The following is a 22,993-nucleotide window of genomic DNA, read 5'->3' on the forward strand; positions in this document are numbered from 1 at the left end:
CTTCTTTTTTTATCCTGAATATTCCAATACTGAAACCAAAGTGATAGAATATATGTGAAAACATTCACAAGGAGGCTGAATAATGAACAAACACCTGTTGCGAAAAATGAAGTCAGCTCTTATAGCATCCTTTTTATTACCTGTGTTAATGGGTATTTACACCATCTTTGAAGGTGATTTAACAGATAATTCATCCTTCTTAATTATCGTTTTTTTCTTTGCGGTAGCAGGTAACTTTTTGTATGGCATACCTGTATCTTTCTTAGTAGATTCTATAACAATAAAAGTTACAAAACTTCAATTCTTGCTGTCAGGCTTTTTACATATTATTTTTGCTTTTATTTCTTTTGTTATCATAGAAGGTTTTAATACTTTTGCAATCATATGTGCTGCTCTCTTTTTCTTGTCTGAAGAGTGGCAAAAGGGAATAAAACAAAACTTTAATTGGAAACAAATGATAGTGAAATGTATCTTTGTAGTTGGATTTACGGTACTTGCAGTTTATTCTTCATTTTACATGCAGAAGTTGCTAGAAAAGAAAACAAACGAATATTACCTCATTCCATCAGGTTATGTAGGTGAAGTGACTGTGATATACGACATTAAAGATGAGTCAAAAGCAGATAAAGTGGGAGACTACAATGTTATCAAAATAAACGCTGATGGTTATGGACTTACAGCGCTACCAGAACCAGAAGGGACCCATAATAATAAATATTTTTATGTTGATGATGAGGGACGTAGAGAAAAAATTGATAAAAAGTGTATTCATATAGGCAGTTCAGGCTCTACATCAAATGATGACAGGGAGTTTTATTATAGTTCTTTTACCGTTATCGATTCAAATTGTACGGATCATTTTTCTACGTATGGCAGTCAATACTTAGAGGATCATAGCATCGATGTTGAAGAAATTTTACAACGAGAGGGATTTGAAGATTTTGGCTTTTAAGAGGCGAAGGTGTCCATGAAAAATAAATATTTTATCACAATACTAAATTCGACATGATTTTACAAGAAGACCAAATTCCTATTTTCCGTAACGGAAGCGTAAAACACAAGTCCTATTATTTATTGTAGGATAATAATAGATTACTTGGAAAATCAAAGGAGTTTGGGATAAATAATGAAAAAATGGATAGTTACATCAGTTTTAGGTGCTAGTTTATTATTGTCGCCACTACAGGCATTTGCAAATATTGGAGATCAAACACTTCGTCCAACGATGACACATTCAGATGTAAAAACACTTCAAACAATTTTGCGAGATAAAGGTTACTTTACATATAGCGGTTCAGCAACGACATACTTTGGATCTTACACAAAGAGTGCGGTAATGAGCTTTCAACGTGCAAAAGGTTTAACGGCAGACGGAATCGCGGGTCGTAACACATTTAATAAGCTAGGAGTCTATAACGTTAACAACCCTTATCTAGTAGACTATGCTAAACGTTTTCAAGGTACGCCATACAAATGGGGCGGAACTACAACAGCTGGATTTGACTGTTCAGGTTACATCAACTACGTTTTTAAAAACTCTCACAATATTGTACTGCCACGTACGGTGAAAGATATGTGGAACCAGACAGGATTTCGAGTTTCCGGCCAAGGTGTAGGAGATCTTGTGTTCTTCTCTACGACAGATTCAGGAGCTTCACATATGGGTATTTACGTCGGAAACGGGAAGTTCATCCATGCTGGTTCTTCAACAGGAGTGACGATTTCAGATATGAACAACAGCTATTGGAAGCCGCGTTACTTAGGTACAAAACGTCTATAATAAAGAAAAAGGAGTCCGCTAGTTGGACTCCTTTTTTTCTATCCTAGAACAAGATTCTTGCCCAAGGATCGCAGCAGCAATGATGCTTTTTCTTAGCTTTTTTAAACTTTTTGCACTTCAATACTTCATAGCTAGAAGAGGATGATGAAGAAGATTCTTCACAAACCCATTCTACTTTCTTGTAACACTTCTTTTCATGCTTCTCATGCTTCTCGTATTTGCAGTGGTCGTAGTTTCCACACTTGTTACACATTAATTGTTTCACCTCACAAATTGATACCGATTTCCAATTTGGCTTCGGTTTCTGTATATCATATGTAGAGGCAGACAAGTTGCTTAGACGAATGATGGGGTTAAATAGAAATGGGGGTCTGACCCCATACAATTACACATTCCTTCATTTTGTTTTTTCCAGAAATACACCAGAGATCAGCAGCTACAAAGGCATAAGAAAAAATCCACGCTGCAACTACCGCAGCGTGGATTTTTTCTTACTTCGTAGGTTCTTGTATGAGCATTCCTTCCTTTGCAAAAGCGAAGTGGATGGCATGCTTGAGATTTCTGAAATATGTACTTTCTCCAAGAGAATATTGATGTTTTGTTATTTCCATACTTAACTCAGGTGAGATCCCTACTAATAACGTTTCCATACCGAACAATCGAGCTGATGAAACAAGTTTGTTCAACATATCCACCATTTCAGAATCAATAGACTTAATACCGGTTAGATCTAAGATAACAAATTTAGCCCGGTGTTGAGGAAGTGAAGTGAGTGTATGCTCTAACATATCGTTTGATCGAAGTTCGTTGTATTTGCCGATTAAGGGAATAACTACAATATGATCGGTAACGGGAATAATAGGAGAGGAAATCTCTCTAATTAAATCTGTTAACTCCCTAGTTCGATCTTCAACCATCGCTTCTAGCTTCAAAATTTCATGCTGTTCTTCCCGTTGAACGAGGTCACGGATGTTATCTTTTGGTGTTATGTGTGATTCTGAGATTGCTAATTTTAGCGTGTTAGGATCTGATTCATTTTCTAATACCTCATACCACATGTTTGTTTGAAAGAGGCCAGTGAAAACGCCAGCCCAATGGCCAGGTAAGAATCGCCCCATGCGTTCGCTGTTCTGCGCTTTTTTAACTTTCGTTTCCCAGCTGTTCGTAATCGTAATAATCGCTTCTTTCTTTTTAACATCAAGTTCTATGTATGTCTTACCCCAACCAGCTGATGCATAAATGGTAGGTAAAGATTCAGCGGAAATTTCAATATTACCGATCGTTCTTATGTAAAAATCACTAACGATTAACCCTGTCCGATACCCAGCAGTTTCAAAAACAAGGTCCGCAGTTCCTTCACCTGTTATCTCTTCGATGGAATCCAGGAATACTTTGAATGCTGAATCAATCCAAAATAGCATTACATCTTGGCCTTCAAATTGAAAAATACCCTTTGATGTGTCCCAATGAAAAGAAGAACCGTTAACATCTACACTTTTTTGAGAATCCATTAGTTCATTTGGCGATTGCTTCATTTATAATCCTCCATAAACAAAAAATAGTAGACACCCTTTTCCCATACCCTAATTCATTAATCTCTAAACATTTGTGTGGGGTCTGACCCCACACAAATACAAAAACCACACTTTGTACATTCCACGAAGACACATAGAAGCAACGAACCACGTAAAAACCACCTGATAAAATCAGGTGGTTAGTTTTGTTTGTTTTTCCATTTGTTAAATTCGAGAAACTCTTTGAACTGCTCTTTGCTTACACCAGAACCCATAGCTTCTTTTACAAGATTAGCCCATTCTTGGTCAAGTTCTTCGTTATTAACTTCCTCTTTTATGAGGTGATCAACAGAAATATCAAGGACCTCTGCGATCTTTTCGAGAAGTTGAATGGAAGGATTTTGCTGAATATTTCGCTCTAATGCACTTATGTAAGATTTAGCTACTCCGGCCTTTTCAGCTAAGGAAGTCATGGAGAAGCCTTTTTCTGTGCGGTACTTTTTTAAATTTTCCCCTATCACCATTTGCATTCCCCATTTTAGAAGTCATAATAATCTAATTATATCTTCAATATTTAGGGAAGTAAATAAGTACTAGTTCTTACTTGGTTACCTGCTTTTCTGGTGAAAAAGATCCATCAATTGTCATGATTTGGGGATTTCTCAAAAAGTCCATAATTTCTTCCTTAGTAATTCCGTTTTCTTTAGCTTCTCTCATTAAAAGAATCCACTCGAGATCTAACGTTATCTTTTTCTCCATTAGATTTCCCTCCAGATAAGCGTAATGTTCAGGTAGCCCGGCGATCCTAGCAGTTGCCTTAGACCCGTGGCTTTGCGCCCATATCTTTCGAAAATGTTTGCCCTTGTCTGAAGGATGAGACAAATGAACTAACTCAAATTGATTATATACAAGCTGATTGAAAAATGTTGTCAGAAAATGACAGTAACAAAAATGTAATATTTATCTTTCCTTAACGATCTTCAAAATGAGAAAAAAGGATTGTATCAAGGCCTATCGAACATGTTAGGGTGGTGATTTTTTAAACCGTATACCTAAAGTTGAGAGGATGATCGTACTTGAACAGCAATTTGCCATTAAGTTTGTCGAATCAACTCAGTCTACCCGTGATAAATGCACCAATGTTTTTAGTATCAAGCCCCGATATGGTGTTGGAAAGCTGCAAAAATGGGATTATAGGGACGTTCCCATTGTTAAATGCACGCACCTCCGATCTATTGGAGAATTGGATGAAACATATTTCAGAAGAGCTAAGTAAAGCAAGAGAAGAAGATCCTTCTGCAAAGATAGCTCCGTGGGGTGTTAATTTAATCGTTCACAGAACGAATAAACGTTTTGAAGAAGACTTAGAGTTAATAAAGAAATATGAGCCGCCCGTAGTCATTACTTCTCTAGGTAATCCAAGCGATGTGGCAAAAATCGTTCACGGATATGGTGGTCTCGTTTTCTCTGACGTCATCTCGCTAGATCACGCACGTAAGGCCGCTAAGACAGGCATCGATGGATTAATACTCGTGTGCAGTGGGGCAGGTGGCCATGGTGGGACGTTGAATCCATTTGCTTTCTTAAAAGCTGTAAAAGAATTCTGGGATGGGATGACGATTCTAGCTGGGGCGATTTCTACTGGTGAAGAGATACTGGCTGCAAAGATTCTTGGAGCGGATCTCGTATACATGGGAACGCGTTTTATAGCGACTCAAGAATCTTCAGCAAGCGAAGATTACAGGCAGATGTTAATTGAATCTACTCTAGAGGATCTTGTTTATACAGACGCAATTAGTGGAATAAAAGGGAACTACTTGCTTCCATCCCTACAAAAAGCGGGATTTGATGTAGAAAACTTAATGAAAAAGGATTCTGTTGACCTCTCGTTCTCTGAATCCAAAGCAAAAGCTTGGAAAGACATCTGGTCAGCGGGACAAGGTGTAGGCAGTGTGAAGAAAGTGGCTACCATTCAGGAAGTAGTAGATGACCTAAAAGCAGAGTACAAAAAAGCCTTAAATACAAAGGAAGCTATGAGCATTATTCCTTAAAATATTAGTCCTTTAGAACTGAATCCCCCAAAATCGCAGTTGATAAACGCGTATTTGGGGGATTTTTACATTGTTCTCCTCAGGTGGACAAAAGTGAGGGGTTTGTAATTGTGTGGGGTCAGACCCCATGTATGTATTCTAAGACAGTTTCAACATAATGCTCTAGAGGCTCTGAAGTATTCACGACTAAACATTGGATACCCAGAGGCTTTTTACTATTTTTTATCGTATATTGAAAGGCTTCTTCAGAGGTAATCTCTCCAATTTGGCTGATCATCCGGTCACGATTTTTTAGTCTATTATTTATTTCGTTACGATTATCAAAGTAGCATTCCACATACTTATATGTAACGTGATGCTTTTTTGCTAGATGAGTTCCTTTTTCAATCATCTCGTCATATAAACAAGGGCTATCGAAAATAACAGATTTCCCCTGTGATAACAAGAAATCAATGAGAGACCAATCGATATGGTAGCCGATCGCACCTGTAGACTTAGCGTCAATAGGCGTTCCTTCTATCGATTGCAACAAAGCGGATTTCACTATATCGTGATCAATAATAATGGCACCCGTTTCTTTTGCGATCTCGCGCGCAAGTGTAGATTTACCAGAGCCAGGGAAACCAGACATTTGAACAAAAAACATAGTATGTACCTTCCTAACATTTGAAATAAGAGATGAAATTTTAACAACCTCTACAAAAAGCTGCTTAAAGAAGCAGCAGTGTTAAAAACTATTTTTTAAATAATCCTCTTATTAAATCCTCAGTCGATTTATATTGATTACGATCTGCTTGTGTAAATCGCACAGTGTTTGGATTATCAGGTTCAAGTAGGATATATTCTACGTTAGGTTTTGGTTTCATGGTATGGTCAAAAAAGTGAAAGATCGTATTTAAATCTTCTTTTAGAAATGGATTTCGTTGATTCAATCCATCTTTTTGATACGTAACAGGAACTAATATGGAAGTACATTCTCCCTTTTCATTAGTCGTTTGACAGTTGAACCAATGCTCATCATATTCGCTTCCAAAAGAAAAACGTTCATTTTCAATCTTCTGTGCTTCTTTTTCCCATTTTTTATTGCTATAGGAACTAGCTAACTCCCAATTCATCGTCTTAAGCTGTGTAAGAAACGCTTCTCTAGATGAGATGTCTTTTAAATGATCCATTTTCATAATGATTTTTTTACTTTCAAGCTCGTCACCGCTGTCTTCGACTGTAACTTGTTGAATCGAAGCACCACTGTTTTGAATGAGTTTTATAAGCTTTATAAAACGGTCTAACTCTTTTTCTTCAAAAGAAGAGATATTTAAACGTGAATTCATTTTCAAAGGCAATGAAATATAGTTTTGCCACTTTCCATTCACTTGTTTGCTTTCGTAACGAAGTGGGTGTGGTTTAAATTCACCACTAAAGCCTAATTTTTTTATCTCAGGAACTACGGTTTCAAGCTTATGATACTCTTTATACGTCTGAACAGCTTGATTATAGGTATCTTTTATTTGAGCAGGATCAGTATCAGGATTTACTGTCACAGTAAAAAGTACTTCACTCTGATCTACAGGAGAAACGATATATACGATTTCCGAACTGACCATGGGACTTTCTTCTTTTTTCTCAACGATTTTGACATCTATCCCATGTTTATTTTTCATGTAGCCCTTAACAACATCATCATTGCTTTCAATTTTCAAATTTAAATAAAGCATTAATATAATTATCACTGCACAAGTAACAAAAAATATGATTTTCTTCATTATGCGTACATCCTCTGTAATCTTATTTAAAAATCATTTTTAACAAGTTATCTAAGAAAGCTAAAAGATGCTTAGTGAAACTTGAATAATGGTTCTCGTTAGCTGAACGTTTCTCAATATCCCTCACCAAATACTCACTTTCTCTATCAGCAACTTGATACCTGTCTTTTCCTATTTTAATCGCAATGGACTTATTTGTATCTATTCCATTAATTGAATAATAGTTTGTACCTTTCTGAAAAACGTTTGAAAAATTACCCGGAAGTTGGTTCATATCGGAATATGCAGTCACTTCTCCAATCTTTTTCTTAACATCGGTAATAATCTCATCTTGTAAAGTGTAAACATAGCCATCCCATACTACAAATTGATGCACCCATTTTGTAGCTGAGACGCTATTGTTAGGGAAGAAAGATGTTAATAAAAGGACGATGATAACACTTATGGGTAAATATCTCCTTATCATAATAAACGCCTCCTTACTATGTAGACGTGGGGAGGGAGGGGTTAGTTACAAAAAACAAGCCAGTACCCCATATGGGAACTAGCTTGTGTGAACTTTATTCTACATCTGCTTTATATTCTTCTGGGTTATCTGTAGTCCATAATGTAACTTCGTAATGCTTGAATCCCTCGTAGACCGCATCAAGACATAGCATTTGTTTTGTATCTTCAAAATAGTAATAGGTTTCTCCATACTCGGTACTATGATAAGGTTCACCTAATGTTTTTTCCCATTCCTCAACAAACGAATTATGAAGGGTGAAGAAACTGATATAGTTGACCTTTTGATTAACTGAATATGTGATTGAATACTCAGAGGCGTTTTCAATTAAATTTTTATCGGCGGTTACCATATTCCATACTGCCCATGATTCTGTAGATTCGTCTTCACTTTGGTATTTATCGTATGGTCCCAAAATGTTTAGAGTCCCTTCTTTCGTCATTCCGAGTGTTATTCCATTTAAATAGAATTGATTTGCTTGAATTCGGCTTTCCACAGGGACGTTTCTAAAAGGAGTCTTCTTTTTTCCGTACTTTTGCTCTAATTCTTCAAGCGTGGGTTCTTTCGGCTTGTCATCCGTAACTTTAGGTTGTTCTTGTTTTTGATCCGTATCTTGTTTAGGATCTTTGGCCGTAACAGGATCTTTCGTTTGTTCTTCAATAGGTTTCCCATTTGGTATTGGTTCCTCAACAATTGTTTCTGTAGAACCTTCGTTTGGAGTATTTATGAATTCAATCTTTTTTATTACAAAAGATGTTAACGTCTTATCCTCCGTATACAACTCAACCTCAAAGGCATCTTTGAAGGTATTTTCATCAACAATGCCCATATCTAGCGTCACGACTTTATTAAAAGAGTATGATTCATCGGGTCGAAGGATATGGTTCGTTGAATTATCATCAAGTGCTAAGCTTTTGGATTCAAGTAAAGCAGCCACATCTTCTTTTAAAATCTTTACGCGTGCTTTAAATGGTTCGCTCGTGTATGCCGTTGTATTATTAACGGTTCCTTCAATCGTTAGCTTTTGTGTATCCACTTCATATGTCAGTTTACTAGATGCTTGCGTCAATTCCTGTGCATACTTAACTTCTGGTTTTTTAATCTCTGTAGCTGTGTCAGGTGTAAGGTAGCTATCAATCATCGTGTAGGAAGCGAAGATGATTCCGGCAAATAGAGCAGCAGTCAGCAGGCGAGGGACGAATGTTTTTCGTTTTTGCCTCAACGGTTGATTGATTGAGCTGTTTTTTATAGCAGCCAAAATATTTTGTTTATCTTTTGATGTAAAAACAGGTGCCTCAGAAATCTGCTTATCTATGATTTGGTCTAAGTGTTTGAGCTGTTTCTCCATTATCTTTCACCTCCAAGTTCTATATAACGTTCTTGGAGTATTTTACGTGCCCGGCTTAAACGAGTTTTCACAGTAGATTCATTAAGTGTGAGCAGATCGCAAATTTCTCGAATAGAAAAATCTTTATAATAGTGTAATAAAATGACTTCGCGATACTTAATGGATAGCGATAAAACAGCTTCGTAGAGTAACTGATCTTCGCTATTAGCGATTACACCGTCTTCGGCAGAATGTGCGCTGTCTTTTTGATCATTGGAAAATTTATCGGTAAACGCTAATTTTCTATAACTCCAGCTTTTTAGAAAGTCTTTTGATCGATTAATGGCAATAGAGTAGATCCAGCTTCTGATAGCCGACTGACCCCTGAATGTATCAAGTTTTGTATATAATGTCACAAACACGTCTTGTGTAATGTCTTCAGCATGCTGCCAGTTTTTAACGAAGGTATATACAAGACGTTTTATTTCTTCGCCGTATGTATTCATCAGGAAAATGATTGCATCATCCTTGCTCATGCCTGTGATGTTAACATTCTCCTGCAACCCCTGATTTTCCACTAAACAACCCCCTCGTAAATGTTTTCCCGGTTGTATGACGAAGCAATGATACCACAGGTTTCATTATTTTAGAATACGAGTAAAATTTTACCGTTAATTGATGGGGTCTGACCCCAAACAATTACAAAAGTACTATTTTGTCCATTTGGAGTGGACGCACATTAGAAAAGCTGGCTATCATAGCCAGCTTTTCTAATGATCATCTATAGAATTTGCATCAATCGAGTATTCCGCCAGTAGTATCTTTATCTTCTTTAATATTCCCATTCTCAAAAACTCGGTACGAGTAATTGAATCCATACTCTAAAATATTGTAGAAACTAAAACTATTTACTTTTAAGTTTTCATCCCATTCTACGAATAAAATGGTATCAACCGTGCCATCAATTAATCCTTTATTATCAAGTGCATCTGAATCGTCTCCAGAGTTAAAGTTATAATCAGGGTCGGCGCCAATATCAAATCTCCAGTAATTTTCATCGTTCATAGAACCTGTAACTTCTGTATATTTACTTCCGAAGATTGCTTTAACTTCTTCCTGAGTCATTCCACGTGCAAGTGATTTCTTTATTTCTTCAATTTTCATAGTTTCTTTCTCAGGTGGTTGTTCGGGGGGTTCCTCAATTACAGTAATATTTTTAATAATATGTGTTTTTATGACTTTATCGTTAATGGTAAAGGTGAGTTGTACGGCGTTCTCTAAATCAGCTTTCGTTAAATTCTTTAAAAGAGGGACTTCTTCCCAAAACTCAAATACTGCTCCTGATTGTGCATTCGCATATTGAGCGTCTTTAAAAGGAAACTCCAGTTGGTTGAAGGTGCCTTTTAGCTCTGGGTTTAATATGTTTACTTTTACAGCGAATTGAGGACTCGTTTCTTTAGCCGCATTCGTAACATTTCCTCTTATTTCAACGGTTTTATTTTCATTATTAATTACTACTTCACCAGTTGGATTCTCAAAATAAATGATTGGATCGATGGGCGTGTCCTCAATGACTTCTGCTTCATCCTCATTTGTTTCATCCTTTTTTGAATCTAAAACTGTAGTATCTTGTTCGTCCTTGTTTTCTTTCACCGTTTTATCTTTTACCACTTTTTCTTTACCGGCCTGTTGAAGAGGTTCAACAGATTTTTCAAACAGTGAAAAAGTAAACAATAGTAATCCTGCAATAAGTGCAACCGTTAAAAGAGCAGGAACAAGAGGACGCCGCCTCATAAGAACAGGCTTCTTATTTTGTTCTTTTATATTGAGCAAGATTTGATTTTTATCGTTGGCGGTGAACACAGGAGTGGAAGACATCTGTTCATCCATAATTTTGTTGAGACGATTTAAATGATCTCCCATGAAAAATCACCTCCTTGGGTTTCAAGAGAGCGCTGCAAGCGTCCTTTTCCTTTATCTAAAAGAGACATCACTCTAGATTTCTTTGTCGACAACAAACCACTTACTTCTTCAACTGAGAAATTGCAATAATATATGAGTGTGATGATCTCTTTATATCTCACAGGTAGATTTATAATCGCTTCATATAAGAGTTGGTCTTCATTAAGAATTTCTTCATTAGACCTAAATGAATAACTGACGAACAATTCTCTAGTAAAGGTCCAGCGATTTCGTTCTTTTACTTTTTGAATGGACATTGAATATATAAAGTAACGTATAGATGGGTGTTTAAAAGCGCGATCTAGCTCCTGGTACACCTCAATAAAGGTTTGCTGTGTAATATCTGCAGCTTGATCCCAATCCACGGTTAGAAAATATACGAAACGCTTTATTTCCTCTCCATATTTATTCATTAAGTAGAGGATCACTTCATCTTTACTCATGCCATTAATCTTAATGTTATTATCCCTCAACCTCTCGATCTTCACAAAACTAAATCCTCCTTGTTTAACACATCCCGTAGTATGACGAAGTAGCCTAGAATCAGGTTTCAAAAAGTGGGGTCAGACCCCGGGTCTGACCCCACACAAATACACTCCATGTATTTTTCCACCCCATATGGACACCTAGTACTAAAAATAAAGTATTATAGACGCCTAAAAAAAATCTGTGAGATTAATAACCTTTTTCGTGAGATTATTGTTTGTTTTCGTGAAATTATGCTCTGTTTTCGTGAAATTACATCCAATTTTCGTGAGAATGTCATTGCTTAATGAACAACGAGAAGATATGAGGAGGGAAAACGGGATGCATACTGGATGATAATTTGATTAAAAAAGCTAGCGTAAAAGTGGAATACCTCCACATTTACGCTAGCTTTATGCGAGTTCCACATTATTTTTACCCATTCACAACTTTACCACCATTAATATGAATCATCTGCCCAGATACATAAGAAGAATCTTCACTCGCTAGGTACACATAAGCAGGGGCAAGTTCCTCTGGCTGACCTGGTCGGCCCATTGGTGTGTCTTTACCGAACTGTTCTACTTTATCTGCTGTGAAAGTAGACGGGATGAGCGGCGTCCAGATCGGGCCTGGCGCGATACCGTTCACACGGATTCCTTTTTTAACTAAGTTATTCGACAACGAACGAGTAAACGACACGATTGCACCTTTCGTTGATGCATAATCGATCAACTCCGGATGACCTTGGTACGCTGTAATTGACGCTGTATTAATAATCGAACTTCCTTGCTTCAGATGAGGAAGAGCGGCTTTCGTCAGATGAAACATGCTAAATATATTTGTACGGAATGTTTTCTCAAGCTGCTGAGCTGTAATATCCTCAAAGTTCTGCTGTGGATGCTGCTCTGCCGCATTATTAACTAGTACGTCCAGTCCGCCGAACGAACCAACTACATCTCGAATGGCTTGATCACAAAACGATTCGTCACCAATATCTCCGCGAATCAACAAGCATTTCACGCCTTCTTGTTCGATTTGTGTCTTCGTTTCCTCAGCGTCTCCAGTTTCCTCTAGATACACAATCGCAACGTTCGCACCTTCTTTCGCGAAAGCGATGGCTGCCGCTTTACCGATTCCGCTGTCTCCGCCCGTAATCAGTGTGGATTTACCTTTTAGTTTTCCGCTGCCTTTATACGTCGGGCTTTCCGATTGCGGCTTAGGGGTCATTTCAGACTCTAACCCTGGCTGATGATTTTGATGCTGTGCAGGTTGACCTGTTGGATGATTTTGATCAGACATGAACGCTACACTCCTTATGTAAATTTTATGTTCTAAAACTACCTTTCCCATCTCACATCTGAATAAACATGCCAACCATAAAAAAGAACAATTGCTCATTATTTTTATAATTATCAAAAAATATGTTTGACAACGAAAAAGGGGGATGGTAATTTATAACTAGAACTTGTTCACTATAAAGAACGAATTAATGAATTTATGTTCTTTAAGGAGGAGAGACGATGAGTGCGATAACAGGAATTCTTCACTTCCATAACCACATATCAGCCGTCGATCTTGGAGAAAAACTTCTCCATCCTCTGAAAAATATTCCGTTCGATAGCACCGACACCTATAACAGAAACAACCTTTTTCTCGGATGCATCGCGCAATGGATCATGCCAGAAGACATTAACAAAAAGCAGTGCTTTTATGACTCCGAAAAACGTCTTGCGATCACAGCAGACGTTACGCTCGACAACCGACCTGAGCTTTTTAACAAACTAGACATTCCTCACGAACGGCAAAAGCAAATAACTGACAGCGAACTCATTCTGCTCGCATATACTAAGTGGCAGGAAGACACGGCTAAACATTTAATCGGGGATTTTGCTTTCATCATTTGGGACGAACGAAACCACAAACTGTTCGGCGCAAGAGACTTTTCCGGAAGCCGCACGCTCTACTATCATCACAATCCGGATCAGTTCGTGTTCTCTACAACTTTTCAACCACTTTTGCAGATGCCATTTATCTCAAATCAAATCAATGATTATTGGATGGCTGAATATCTGTCCATTTCAAATATGATCGATACACATAACGCAATCCAAACTGTCTATCGTGACATTCAAGCTTTGCCACCAGCCCATACAATCACGATCTCTTCAGGAAAAACCGTCCTTAGGCGGTATCACAAGTTTCAACAGCCGGAGATCATGACCCATAAATCACGATCAGATGTAATAGAAGAATTCCAAGAACTATATAAGACAGCAGTCACCTCAAGACTTCGTACACACAAAAAGGTAGGATCGCAACTAAGTGGAGGACTCGACTCAGGCTCTATCGTCAGCATTGCTTCACCATACTTGAAACAGCACAACAAACAGCTACATAGCTACAGTGCGATTCCGATTCCAGGATATGAAGATTGGACACCAAGCTATATGGAACCTGATGAGCGAAAGTCCATAAAGTTAACCGTTAATCATGTTGGCAACATTACGGATCAATACTTTCATTTTCAAGATCGCACGCCATTAAACGAGATTGATCCATGGCTAGACTTGATGGAAATGCCGTATAAGTTCTTTGAAAACGCTGCGTGGATGAGAGGGATTCACGAGACAGCAAGTCAGCAAGGAATTGGGTTATTACTTAACGGAGCAAGAGGAAACTTTTCGATCTCGTGGGGTCCGGGTCAATATTATTTTGCTGAGCTGCTCAAAAAGAAAAAACTCATTACATTACTAACGGAGATGAGAAAGTACAGCCACTACATTGATGCGAAACCTTCCAGAGTATTTAAAGCGGTTAAGCAACTCGCGTATCCAAAGCATTCTTCTCGACAAGAAAACGCTATATGCCTCCTTTCACCTGATTTAGAAAAAAGAACGAACATCACCCAATTACTTTTAGAAGAAGGAACAAAAGCTTTAAACGCTTCACCAAACTCGATTTACGAGCTACGCAAAAATCATTTTGCACAGCTAAATATTTGGAATGCAACAGGAACGAGTCGGACGAAACTTTCATTAAAATACAACGTCCAGACACATGATCCGACGAACGATCTGCGCATCATCAACTTTTGTTTATCTGTACCATTGCCATACTTTTTCGGAGACGGGCTGGATCGAGGGCTCATTCGAAGAGCATCAAAAGGATTTCTGCCAGACCGAATCCGATTGAACATGTTAAAGCGAGGCTTGCAAGGTGCGGACATTCTTCAACGCATGAAATCATCGTGGTCTGTTTTATATGGAGAGGTTCATGACCTCATTCAGGATCCACTCGCAAGTGCTTATCTAAACGTCACTGTGATCAAACAAGCACTAGAAAAATTGCAGCGAGCAGAGACACCACCAAAACAGGCTTTTGACTCTGATTTCCTTATAGTCATGAGAAGTCTAATCGTGTATCGGTTCCTAAAGTCATTGAAAGGAGGTGAAATGGATGAAAAAAGAATGGCAAACACCGGTATTAGAAGTACTTAACATCAACATGACGATGGCTGGCCCTGGAAACAAATACAAGGACGCTGCTTTCGATGATTGTGATGACAGAGGAAACGTAAAACCTAGCTAATAGACCAGCTATCATGAAATGAATCTACTTAACTGTTAGAGCCCTTATACAACAAAACAGTATAAGGGTTTTCCTCTATTTCGGTAAAAGGTGGTGGAAACGATGAACGTGTCGAAAAAGACGTATGGCTATTTTGCTTTCGGATTGCAAATAGAAAGTGAATACGAAATTCCAGAGTTTACGAAAAGGAACGGAGAAGAGCAAGCTCATGTGACCATTATGAAAAGAGATCTGTCCCATTTGTGGAAGGAACATGCTACATCGGACACACGCGTTATCGTAAAAGAAAATCTTGTACTGTTTCATATTGAGAACCTCGCGACATTTTGCGTAAGAAACGGAGAACAAATTCTTGTTTCGCCTGAAAATGAGGCTGAGGAAGATCGCATCCGACTATATCTACTCGGATCTTGTATGGGTGCATTACTAATGCAACGAAATGTACTATGCCTTCATGGAAGTGCCATCGAAATCAACGGAAAAGCGTACGCCATTACAGGGCATTCTGGTGCCGGGAAATCCACACTTGCCACCGCTTTTTTACAAAAAAAATTTAAACTCTTAACGGATGATGTGATCGCGATTACGTACGATAAACAGAATCAGCCGATGGTCGTTCCCGGCTATCCGCAGCAAAAATTATGGAAAGAAAGTTTGCAGAACTTTGGAATGGAACATAAGGGCTACAAGCCGTTAGTGGATAGAGAAAACAAATTTGCAGTGCCGATACCAGGATTTCACCACCAGCCAGTTCCACTTGCTGGATTGATCGAACTGTCGATATCTGAAGATGGATCTTTAACGTTAAAAGAAATAACAGGATTAGAGCGCGTTCATATTGTGATGGGGCAAGCATTTCGCCGGTCATTTATTGAAGATAGCGGTCGGACGGAATGGCAGTTCAAGGAATCTATGAAACTTGTAAACCATGTTTCAATAATCTCTCTTCAAAGGCCAAGTGATCATTTTACTGCTCATGAACTTGTATCACTCATTCTATATAAAATTTCGAAAAAGGAGGAAGTAACATGTTAACAACAACTGCACTTACGAGTACATCGATCATCCAACAGCGTGAGGGATTTATCGTCTCCGATATGGGTGGCGAAAAGGTGATGATGGGCATCGATAACGGAAACTACTACAACTTAGGTGAGGTAGGAGGCATCATCTGGGACAAGATTGAACATGCGATAAGCGTAGGGAAGCTAACTGAAAACCTTGCATCGGAATATGACATTTCAAGAGATGAGTGCGAAAAGCAAGTGCTCTCTTTTTTAGACTCGCTCAAACATGAGAACTTAATCACTATAAAAGGGTAAGTTGGTGCTAACATGCAGTTGCTCAAGCAAGTTCGCCTTTATCTAACGTTCGACCGGAGAATGAAAATGCTTGTTATTGAAGCTTATATTCAACTAGGTTGGGCACGTTTTCTTAAGCAGGTTCCTTTCGGCAGAATTGCACCGAACCTCGGAACCTTTATGGAAGAAACAGAGTTCATGGAAGATTCAGAGCACAAAAAGCTACTCCAACAGATTTCAGAAGCCATCCATTTAGCCAGTCGGCATACGTTTTGGGAGAGTCAATGCATGGTGAAGGCGATTGCGGCCATGAACATGTTAAAGCGGCGTGGAATTGAATCGACCATCTATTTTGGTACGGCAAGAGACGATAAGGGAGAGCTCGTCGCACATGCTTGGCTGAGAAGCGGCTCGATCTATCTATCGGGAGCAGAAGAGATGAACAAGTTTACCGTGGTTGGAAAGTATGCGAAACAGATCACTTAATAACGATTGAAGGTGTATACGATGACAAGCATACCGATTTTGGAAACAGATACGTTATCAGAAGAACTCAAACTGCAGCTGAAGCTTATGCTTATAGGGGACACTAGATTGATAGATTCACACTGGTTCTCTGACATCAATTGGGATGAATTTTACGACTTGCTGCTTCATCACCGCACGTTCTCCTTTTTATATGGAAAACTGAAGAATCAGCCGCTCGTCCCAGAGAAAATCAAACAACGATTAGAGAGAATGTACAAACACTTCACGTTTGAGATGCTGCACCTTACAAGAGAGATGACGACCATCAATACGATGTTTCAGCAACAAGGAATCAGAACTCTTTTTCTAAAAGGTCCTGTTCTAGCTAAAGAACTGTATGGCGACCTTTCTCTTAGAACGTCGAGTGATCTGGATGTTTTGGTGCCGATTCAAGAGCTCAATCATGTTCATGAACTTCTGAAACAGGACGGTTATGTAAAGGACGATTACATTCGCTCTGTTTTAGGGGATTGGAAGTGGCGTCATCATCATGTAGCTTACCATCATCCCGAGAAAAATATTAAGCTCGAGATTCACTGGCGGTTGAACCCTGGTCCTTGGAAGGAACCTACTTTTCAAGAGCTGTGGAACAGAAGGAAAGCTTGTTCACTCACTCATGAACCCGTTTATCGTTTAGGAAACGAAGATCTGTTTTTGTTCTTGCTCTCACATGGTGCGAGACATGGCTGGTCACGCGCACGCTGGCTATTAGACATCGGTTTTTTAATCGAAAAAGAGATGGATTTCCACTTTCTTAAACGCTTGTTTAAAAGATATCACTGTGATCAACTTGCAAGCCAAGCACTTCTGCTACTTCATTCATTGTTTAATAAACCGATACGCCCAGAACTTCAAAGTTATTTAGTAAAAAAGCATGGAGCAGAACTCGCCAATTTAACACTCTTTTATTATCAGAATAAGATTAACCTCCACAGCGATCCTGTGCCCCACTGGGTATCGCGGTATCATGACAACTATTTGTTTCAGATCAAAAATCATCAGCAGAAACTGATCTTTGTGCTGAGTTTTCTCTATCCATATCCGGAAGATCAAGATGTTCTCGCGTTACCAAAGCACTCTCACTTTCTTTACTTTCCACTCAGACCATTTTTGTGGGTATGGAAAAAGATTCGAAAACCCGTGGAAACTACGTAATAGGAGGCACAGAGATGGGAAGTATCCTCTACATTACAAAGCGGCTCTATCTGTTTTCTGGTAGAGCGCTAATCATTAATCTTGTTGCGATGACACTCGTCGGTCTATTAGAAGGAGTAGGCATCATACTATTGATCCCGATGCTTCAGATTAGTAACATCTTGAACGTTGGAACAGAAATCTCGAATCCAACGCTGCAACAGTTGTTCTCAAAGCTAGCTGAACTTCCTACCGCATACGCACTAATTCTCATTCTAGGATTTTACAGTGTCCTAGTGATCGGCCAAGCGGTTCTGCAGAGAAATCTCGCACTCCGAAACGTGAAGATTCATGTGCATTTTATCAATCACCTTCGCATGGAACTGTATAAGCGGCTGTTAGAAGCGAACTGGCTTTTTTATATGAAGCGAAAAAAATCCGACTTTATCAATGCGCTCATCGACGATTTAGGTCGTGTTTCTGGTGGTACGAGTGTGTTTCTGCACCTTCTAACCTCTATCGTCTTTACGGTTGTTCAGCTCGGAATCGCGTTTTTCTTATCGCCAACCATCACCCTGTTTGTCTTGTTCGCAGGTGCCGTTCTTGCTTATCTCACGAAAACATTTCTACATGCGGCGAGAAAAGTAGGAAATCAGAAATCTGAGATCGCGAAAGACTATATCGGCGGACTAACTGAGGATTTTCAAGGCATAAAGGATATTAAAAGTAACTCTTTAGAAAGCACTCGTTATGACTGGCTTCAGGATTGGTGTGCTCGCATTGAAAACGAGCAGTTTCAGTACAGCAAAATTCAATACAACTCTCAAGTTCTTTACAAAGTGATCTCAACTCTATTGATTGCGGCTCTTATTTTTATCACAGTCATTTTCTTTAAAAATCAGCCCGGACAATTAATTGCTATTATTCTTATTTTCTCTAGACTTTGGCCGAAATTCATGGGGATTCAAGGAAACATGCAGCAGATCTATTCCTCAATACCAGCATTTCAATCTCTGTTATCTCTAAAAGAGGATAGCGAGAACGCGTCGGAAGGTACCGATGTTTGCGAACAAAATGGTGTTGCTCCAATGATCATTAATCGAGAGATCGCATGCCAAAACGTGTTCTTTCAATACGACCAAGAATCACCATACACACTAAAAAATATTAACCTCTCTATAAAAGTAAACGAGATGACAGCTTTCATCGGACGATCGGGTGCGGGAAAAAGCACGCTTATTGATATACTGATGGGTCTTCTCATCCCAAGCATTGGGCAATTGATCATTGATGGAAAAGCGCTAACTAAGGACGATATTCTTTCACTCCGAAAATTGATCAGCTATGTGCCGCAGGATCCTTTTTTGTTCAACGGTACGATTCGAGAGAACTTGCTGCTCGTTAAACCAGATGCGACAGAGAACGAGATGTGGGAAGCGCTCGAATTTGCAGCCTCTCAGGATTTTGTATCTCAACTGCCGAACAAGCTCGATACACCGATCGGCGACAAAGGCGTTATGCTCTCTGGAGGAGAAAGACAGCGATTGGTTCTCGCGAGAGCCATTTTAAGAAAACCTTCGCTTCTTATTTTAGACGAAGCAACGAGTGCGCTCGATTCAGAGAATGAAGGGAAGATTCAAACATCCATCGAACGGTTAAAAGGCAAGATGACGATCATCGTCATTGCGCATCGACTATCGACGATTCGAAATGCTGATCATATCGTGGTAATTGATGAAGGGGAGATCATTCAGAAGGGCAGTTTTCAAAACCTGGCGAACGAGGAACAGAAAACGTTTCATATGCTGTTAAAAAAGCAGATGGTATTGAATATGTAAAAAGGTCAGAATATTCATTATAATGATTGACTTGTTCTTTATATAGAACTATAATCATGGTATCAAGCACGGCACATTTTTTTCACTTTCGTTGTTCATTATTTAGAACGAATTACAACTTTCTACAGAATTCATATGAAAATAGGTGATCATATGACAGAAATGAACAAAGAAACACACATACCAGACACGAAAAAAGCAAAAGAAATTAATATGAAAGAACTTTTGGAAGTGATGAAACGAAAACTTTGGCTCATCGCTTTCATCACGGTTTTGATCACCATACTCGGTGCCAGTTACAGCCGACTCACCTCAGAAAACCTATATGAATCCTCTACCCGAGCCATTATCTCAGCAAGTGAAGTAGATCTTAGTACGCTGATGGTTATGGTTGAAGACCCGGAAGTGTTAGAGAAAGTCGTAAATGAATTGAAACTGAATCGATCTGCTGACTATCTCGCTTCTCAAATCTCGGTAAACAATATCGGCGAATCGCAAGTTGTTTTAATCTCAGTGGTAGACAACGATCCTCAAGTTGCTGCTGATATCGCAAACAGCACTGCTAGAATTTATAAAGAACAGATGGAGAAATTGCTTAACTTTGATGAGATCGAGTTGCTAAAAGAAGCAACAGCAGATCCCTATCCGATTAACGGAAGTGGAGTTCGAGCGGTTCTTTTATCTTTCCTTGTTGGACTTGTGTTGAGTGCAGGAGTGGTCCTCATACTGAACACGTTAGATGAGACGATTCGCTCAGAGCAGGATATCGAGCAATTCGGTGTCCCTGTCATCGGCAAGATTCCAATTATCACGAAAAAAGACCTTAAGGAAAAAAGTGTAGAACAGATGGAAATGAGTGCGAGGGGGGATACGGTTGGCATCTAAAGCACATAAAAGAAGCTTAGCAGTATCCAGAATGAAAGGCCTCGTTTTATCGTTAAGTCCGTTTTCGAAAGTAGCTGAGGAATATCGAAGCACACGCACAAATCTCTACTTTTTGATGAAGAACAAAGGAAGTAAAAGCCTTGTTGTCACTTCAGCCAAAAAAGGTGAGGGCAAATCTACATCTGTCACAAACCTGGCGATCTCGATGGCTAAAGGAAACGAAAAAGTATTAATTGTAGATGCGAACTTCCGAAGACCTTTCGTACACACGATATTTAATCTACCCAACCAACTAGGATTCTTAGATGTATTGAAAGGTACTCTTCCGATGAAGGAAGTGATGTATCACTCATATGTTCCAAACTTAGATGTTTTAACGAGTGGCGATCTCAGTTCAAACTCACTCGAAGTCATCAACAGTCAAAGAATTATCGCTTTTTTAGAAGAAGTATCTCAGCAATATGACCGAATCATTATTGACGCTCCTCCTATTTTGGAAGCCGCTGAAGTTCGGTTTCTAGCCAGCCGAAGCGATGGTGTGATCTTAATCTCTTGCAAAAATAAGACGAAGATCGATGAGTTTGCAGAAGCAAAACGAGCATTAGAGGTTGCTGGAGCAAATTTAATAGGCGTTGTTTTAAACGAGAAGAATCAATCATTGTTGGATGGTTATTTTTTTTAATGAAGTTGTTCTTTATTAAGAACTTCGAGCTCGACATATTTAAGTTGCAAGCTTCATAAATTTTCGGTGATGCCTCCTAATCGTTAACAACGGTGGCACTCGATCATGCTGTGGGTTTAACGACCTTAGACGCGAGTCGTCGGTGGTGTGGTGTGAGGAGGGGTTAGATGCCCTGTTTTTATTTTAAATAGAAAGGCTGCTGATCATATGGATCATTTGAAAAAAGATTTAGTTGAGGGAAGACCCCACCTTTTTATTTCAAAAGACGATCCAGAATTTTATCAAAAATTTCTACGCTGCCAACCGAACCATAAAGAAGCTCTATATGAACATGCAAAAGAATTATACGCACAAGGTAAGGTAGTTGACGCTATAAAACGATTAGAAAAAGCAAAATCTCTTGGGTTTCATAAAGCTGATCGTCTGTTGAAGCAATGGAACGGCTAGGTGAATGCATACCGCATGTCATCTCATCGAAAAGAAGGCACGAATAATCGCACCGCATTATGGATTCTATTAGTGGCAAGCATCATCTCTCTGCTGCTTCTGCTCATCCCATTTTTAATCAACAACTATTGGTTTGAGGAGAATAACTTTTATTATTCACAAGACAATCATGTGGTTGCTGCTGAAAAAAAGACAGCAAAATCGGAATTGCCAACACTATTGTTTCTGAACGCCGTTAAGCGGTTTGAAGAACGAACAGGGAAATATCCGACTACTGAATCAGATTTGAGTAACGGTAGCTTGAAATTTCTGTCGCACCTTCCCAAAGAGCACTATATTTTTGGAGGATCACCGCTTGAAGTGAGCGCGGATGGCGTCCTTTATAAAAGAGGAGTGCCAGGTGAATTGACGCTTGAGATCAGCTTTTACCCGGATGTAAACAAACTTGCTATTGTCAGAGGAAATGGTGAGGTGCTTTCAACGTACCCGGTTGCTTCCGGCAAAGAACCACTGCCGTTCTTAAAGAGTGAGGTTTCAGAAAGAGTGGTAGAGCCAAACGGTGGAAAAGATGCACTCGGCACAAGAGGCCTTGTCCTGCAAGACGGTTATGCCATTCATGGAACAGACAATCCGTTTTCAATCGGTGGCCGCATTACGAAGGGCTGCATCAGGCTCTTTAATGATCATATCGAAGAAATTTATCCGTACGTCGCGCTTGGAACTCCATTCACGGTTAAAAAAGGAGAACCTGCGGCTGCCACTTTTGCGGAAGGTATGCCAGCTATTTCACTATCACCACAACAACTCGCAAGCGAAACACAGCCAAATAAAACGTTCCGATGGAATCATTAGGAGACTTATCACGTGATAAGTCTTTATTATGTTGCTAGGAAGATTAAAAAAGGACAGTTTTGTACCAAAACTGGTCAACTTGTTGGGTGTTGGTGCTAGCTGAGAGGTCATTGGAGGTTGTTCTGGGGTTGAAGACTGCGAGACGACTACAGCAGCGATGATAATCTCACGAAAACAGACGGTAATCTCACGGAAAAGCATCATAATTTCACGGATTTTTATCTCAATCTCGCGAAAAACCAAATATACTCGCGAGACGACAAACTTCGACAACGCACAACCATGAAACTACCATCAAACAACCATCACAAACCCACACTTACAGTCCTTAAAGATGCACTTCTTCACCACCGCTGCCTGAAGTCTATCTT

At 39.2% G+C, this 22,993-nt stretch carries 25 protein-coding genes and 1 riboswitch; of the genes, 14 read left to right on the forward strand and 11 right to left on the reverse strand.

What is annotated here, in order from left to right; all coding sequences use genetic code 11:
• Window positions 1–82 precede the first annotated feature (82 nt).
• Entirely contained in the window at window positions 83–952 is an 870-nt protein-coding gene (locus P4V41_RS10505; protein ID WP_328084805.1) for a DUF6843 domain-containing protein, read from the forward strand.
• A gap of 174 nt (window positions 953–1,126) precedes the next feature.
• Window positions 1,127–1,780, forward strand: coding sequence for an NlpC/P60 family protein (locus P4V41_RS10510; RefSeq protein WP_328084807.1), 654 nt, complete (start codon window positions 1,127–1,129; stop codon window positions 1,778–1,780).
• Between the two features lie 491 nt (window positions 1,781–2,271).
• On the opposite strand, the gene P4V41_RS10515 is transcribed toward P4V41_RS10510, so the two are convergent.
• From P4V41_RS10515 to P4V41_RS10525, 3 genes are all read right to left on the reverse strand, one after another.
• Window positions 2,272–3,315, reverse strand: coding sequence for an STAS domain-containing protein (locus P4V41_RS10515; RefSeq protein ID WP_328084809.1), 1,044 nt, complete (start codon window positions 3,313–3,315; stop codon window positions 2,272–2,274).
• A gap of 179 nt (window positions 3,316–3,494) precedes the next feature.
• The gene (locus P4V41_RS10520) at window positions 3,495–3,815 is read right to left on the reverse strand and encodes a helix-turn-helix domain-containing protein (RefSeq protein ID WP_328084950.1); all 321 of its coding nucleotides are present in this window, start codon (window positions 3,813–3,815) and stop codon (window positions 3,495–3,497) included.
• A 79-nt stretch (window positions 3,816–3,894) separates the two neighbouring features.
• Window positions 3,895–4,053 carry an anti-repressor SinI family protein gene (locus tag P4V41_RS10525; RefSeq protein WP_328084810.1) on the reverse strand — a complete coding sequence of 53 codons (159 nt, stop codon included), beginning with the start codon at window positions 4,051–4,053 and terminating at the stop codon, window positions 3,895–3,897.
• Between the two features lie 28 nt (window positions 4,054–4,081).
• Window positions 4,082–4,165, reverse strand: a riboswitch (cyclic di-GMP riboswitch).
• Between the two features lie 205 nt (window positions 4,166–4,370).
• On the opposite strand from P4V41_RS10525, the gene P4V41_RS10530 reads away from it, so the two are divergent.
• Window positions 4,371–5,345 (forward strand): NAD(P)H-dependent flavin oxidoreductase, encoded by a 975-nt coding sequence (locus P4V41_RS10530; protein WP_419181302.1) that lies wholly within the window; start codon window positions 4,371–4,373, stop codon window positions 5,343–5,345.
• 118 nt (window positions 5,346–5,463) lie between these two features.
• Here the strand turns inward: P4V41_RS10530 and P4V41_RS10535 are convergent, their stop codons facing one another.
• The 8 genes from P4V41_RS10535 to P4V41_RS10570 form a co-directional block, all read right to left on the reverse strand.
• Window positions 5,464–5,991 carry an AAA family ATPase gene (locus P4V41_RS10535; RefSeq protein WP_328084812.1) on the reverse strand — a complete coding sequence of 176 codons (528 nt, stop codon included), beginning with the start codon at window positions 5,989–5,991 and terminating at the stop codon, window positions 5,464–5,466.
• An 88-nt stretch (window positions 5,992–6,079) separates the two neighbouring features.
• On the reverse strand, window positions 6,080–7,105 hold the full coding sequence (locus P4V41_RS10540; protein WP_328084814.1) for a hypothetical protein: 1,026 nt from the start codon (window positions 7,103–7,105) through the stop codon (window positions 6,080–6,082).
• Window positions 7,106–7,127: 22 nt separating this feature from the next.
• Window positions 7,128–7,571 (reverse strand): hypothetical protein, encoded by a 444-nt coding sequence (locus P4V41_RS10545; RefSeq protein ID WP_328084815.1) that lies wholly within the window; start codon window positions 7,569–7,571, stop codon window positions 7,128–7,130.
• A 94-nt stretch (window positions 7,572–7,665) separates the two neighbouring features.
• Window positions 7,666–8,958 carry a hypothetical protein gene (locus P4V41_RS10550; RefSeq protein ID WP_328084816.1) on the reverse strand — a complete coding sequence of 431 codons (1,293 nt, stop codon included), beginning with the start codon at window positions 8,956–8,958 and terminating at the stop codon, window positions 7,666–7,668.
• Complete coding sequence (locus P4V41_RS10555; RefSeq protein ID WP_328084818.1) at window positions 8,958–9,515, reverse strand: sigma-70 family RNA polymerase sigma factor; 558 nt, start codon at window positions 9,513–9,515, stop codon at window positions 8,958–8,960. The genes P4V41_RS10550 and P4V41_RS10555 overlap by 1 nt, the downstream gene beginning before the upstream one ends.
• Before the next feature lie 217 nt (window positions 9,516–9,732).
• Window positions 9,733–10,860, reverse strand: coding sequence for a hypothetical protein (locus P4V41_RS10560; protein WP_328084819.1), 1,128 nt, complete (start codon window positions 10,858–10,860; stop codon window positions 9,733–9,735).
• Window positions 10,845–11,387: a sigma factor-like helix-turn-helix DNA-binding protein gene (locus P4V41_RS10565; protein ID WP_328084821.1), complete on the reverse strand. Its 543-nt coding sequence runs from the start codon at window positions 11,385–11,387 to the stop codon at window positions 10,845–10,847. The genes P4V41_RS10560 and P4V41_RS10565 overlap by 16 nt, the downstream gene beginning before the upstream one ends.
• Window positions 11,388–11,799: 412 nt before the next feature.
• Window positions 11,800–12,666, reverse strand: coding sequence for an SDR family oxidoreductase (locus P4V41_RS10570; RefSeq protein ID WP_328084822.1), 867 nt, complete (start codon window positions 12,664–12,666; stop codon window positions 11,800–11,802).
• A 221-nt stretch (window positions 12,667–12,887) separates the two neighbouring features.
• On the opposite strand from P4V41_RS10570, the gene P4V41_RS10575 reads away from it, so the two are divergent.
• The 11 genes from P4V41_RS10575 (at window position 12,888) to P4V41_RS10625 (ending at window position 22,622) form a co-directional block, all read left to right on the forward strand.
• Complete coding sequence (locus tag P4V41_RS10575) at window positions 12,888–14,864, forward strand: asparagine synthase-related protein (RefSeq protein ID WP_328084823.1); 1,977 nt, start codon at window positions 12,888–12,890, stop codon at window positions 14,862–14,864.
• A complete protein-coding gene (locus P4V41_RS10580) occupies window positions 14,824–14,955 on the forward strand; it encodes a paeninodin family lasso peptide (RefSeq protein WP_328084825.1) in 132 nt (43 codons plus the stop codon). Before P4V41_RS10575 ends, P4V41_RS10580 begins: the two co-directional genes overlap by 41 nt.
• Window positions 14,956–15,057: 102 nt before the next feature.
• Window positions 15,058–15,990 (forward strand): aldolase, encoded by a 933-nt coding sequence (locus tag P4V41_RS10585; RefSeq protein WP_328084826.1) that lies wholly within the window; start codon window positions 15,058–15,060, stop codon window positions 15,988–15,990.
• Window positions 15,984–16,277 (forward strand): lasso peptide biosynthesis PqqD family chaperone, encoded by a 294-nt coding sequence (locus P4V41_RS10590; RefSeq protein WP_328084827.1) that lies wholly within the window; start codon window positions 15,984–15,986, stop codon window positions 16,275–16,277. The genes P4V41_RS10585 and P4V41_RS10590 overlap by 7 nt, the downstream gene beginning before the upstream one ends.
• Window positions 16,278–16,289: 12 nt before the next feature.
• Entirely contained in the window at window positions 16,290–16,742 is a 453-nt protein-coding gene (locus P4V41_RS10595; RefSeq protein ID WP_328084829.1) for a lasso peptide biosynthesis B2 protein, read from the forward strand.
• Between the two features lie 21 nt (window positions 16,743–16,763).
• Window positions 16,764–17,939 (forward strand): nucleotidyltransferase family protein, encoded by a 1,176-nt coding sequence (locus P4V41_RS10600; protein ID WP_328084831.1) that lies wholly within the window; start codon window positions 16,764–16,766, stop codon window positions 17,937–17,939.
• Between the two features lie 14 nt (window positions 17,940–17,953).
• Entirely contained in the window at window positions 17,954–19,756 is a 1,803-nt protein-coding gene (locus P4V41_RS10605) for an ABC transporter ATP-binding protein (protein ID WP_328084832.1), read from the forward strand.
• Window positions 19,757–19,909: 153 nt separating this feature from the next.
• Complete coding sequence (locus tag P4V41_RS10610; RefSeq protein ID WP_328084833.1) at window positions 19,910–20,641, forward strand: YveK family protein; 732 nt, start codon at window positions 19,910–19,912, stop codon at window positions 20,639–20,641.
• Entirely contained in the window at window positions 20,631–21,323 is a 693-nt protein-coding gene (locus P4V41_RS10615) for a CpsD/CapB family tyrosine-protein kinase (RefSeq protein ID WP_328084835.1), read from the forward strand. The genes P4V41_RS10610 and P4V41_RS10615 overlap by 11 nt, the downstream gene beginning before the upstream one ends.
• A 207-nt stretch (window positions 21,324–21,530) precedes the next feature.
• A complete protein-coding gene (locus P4V41_RS10620) occupies window positions 21,531–21,770 on the forward strand; it encodes a hypothetical protein (protein WP_328084836.1) in 240 nt (79 codons plus the stop codon).
• A gap of 15 nt (window positions 21,771–21,785) precedes the next feature.
• A complete protein-coding gene (locus tag P4V41_RS10625; RefSeq protein ID WP_328084837.1) occupies window positions 21,786–22,622 on the forward strand; it encodes a L,D-transpeptidase in 837 nt (278 codons plus the stop codon).
• The last annotated feature ends 371 nt before the right edge of the window (window positions 22,623–22,993 follow it).

It is taken from the genome of Fictibacillus nanhaiensis (assembly GCF_036213205.1).
Taxonomy (GTDB): domain Bacteria; phylum Bacillota; class Bacilli; order Bacillales; family Fictibacillaceae; genus Fictibacillus; species Fictibacillus nanhaiensis_E.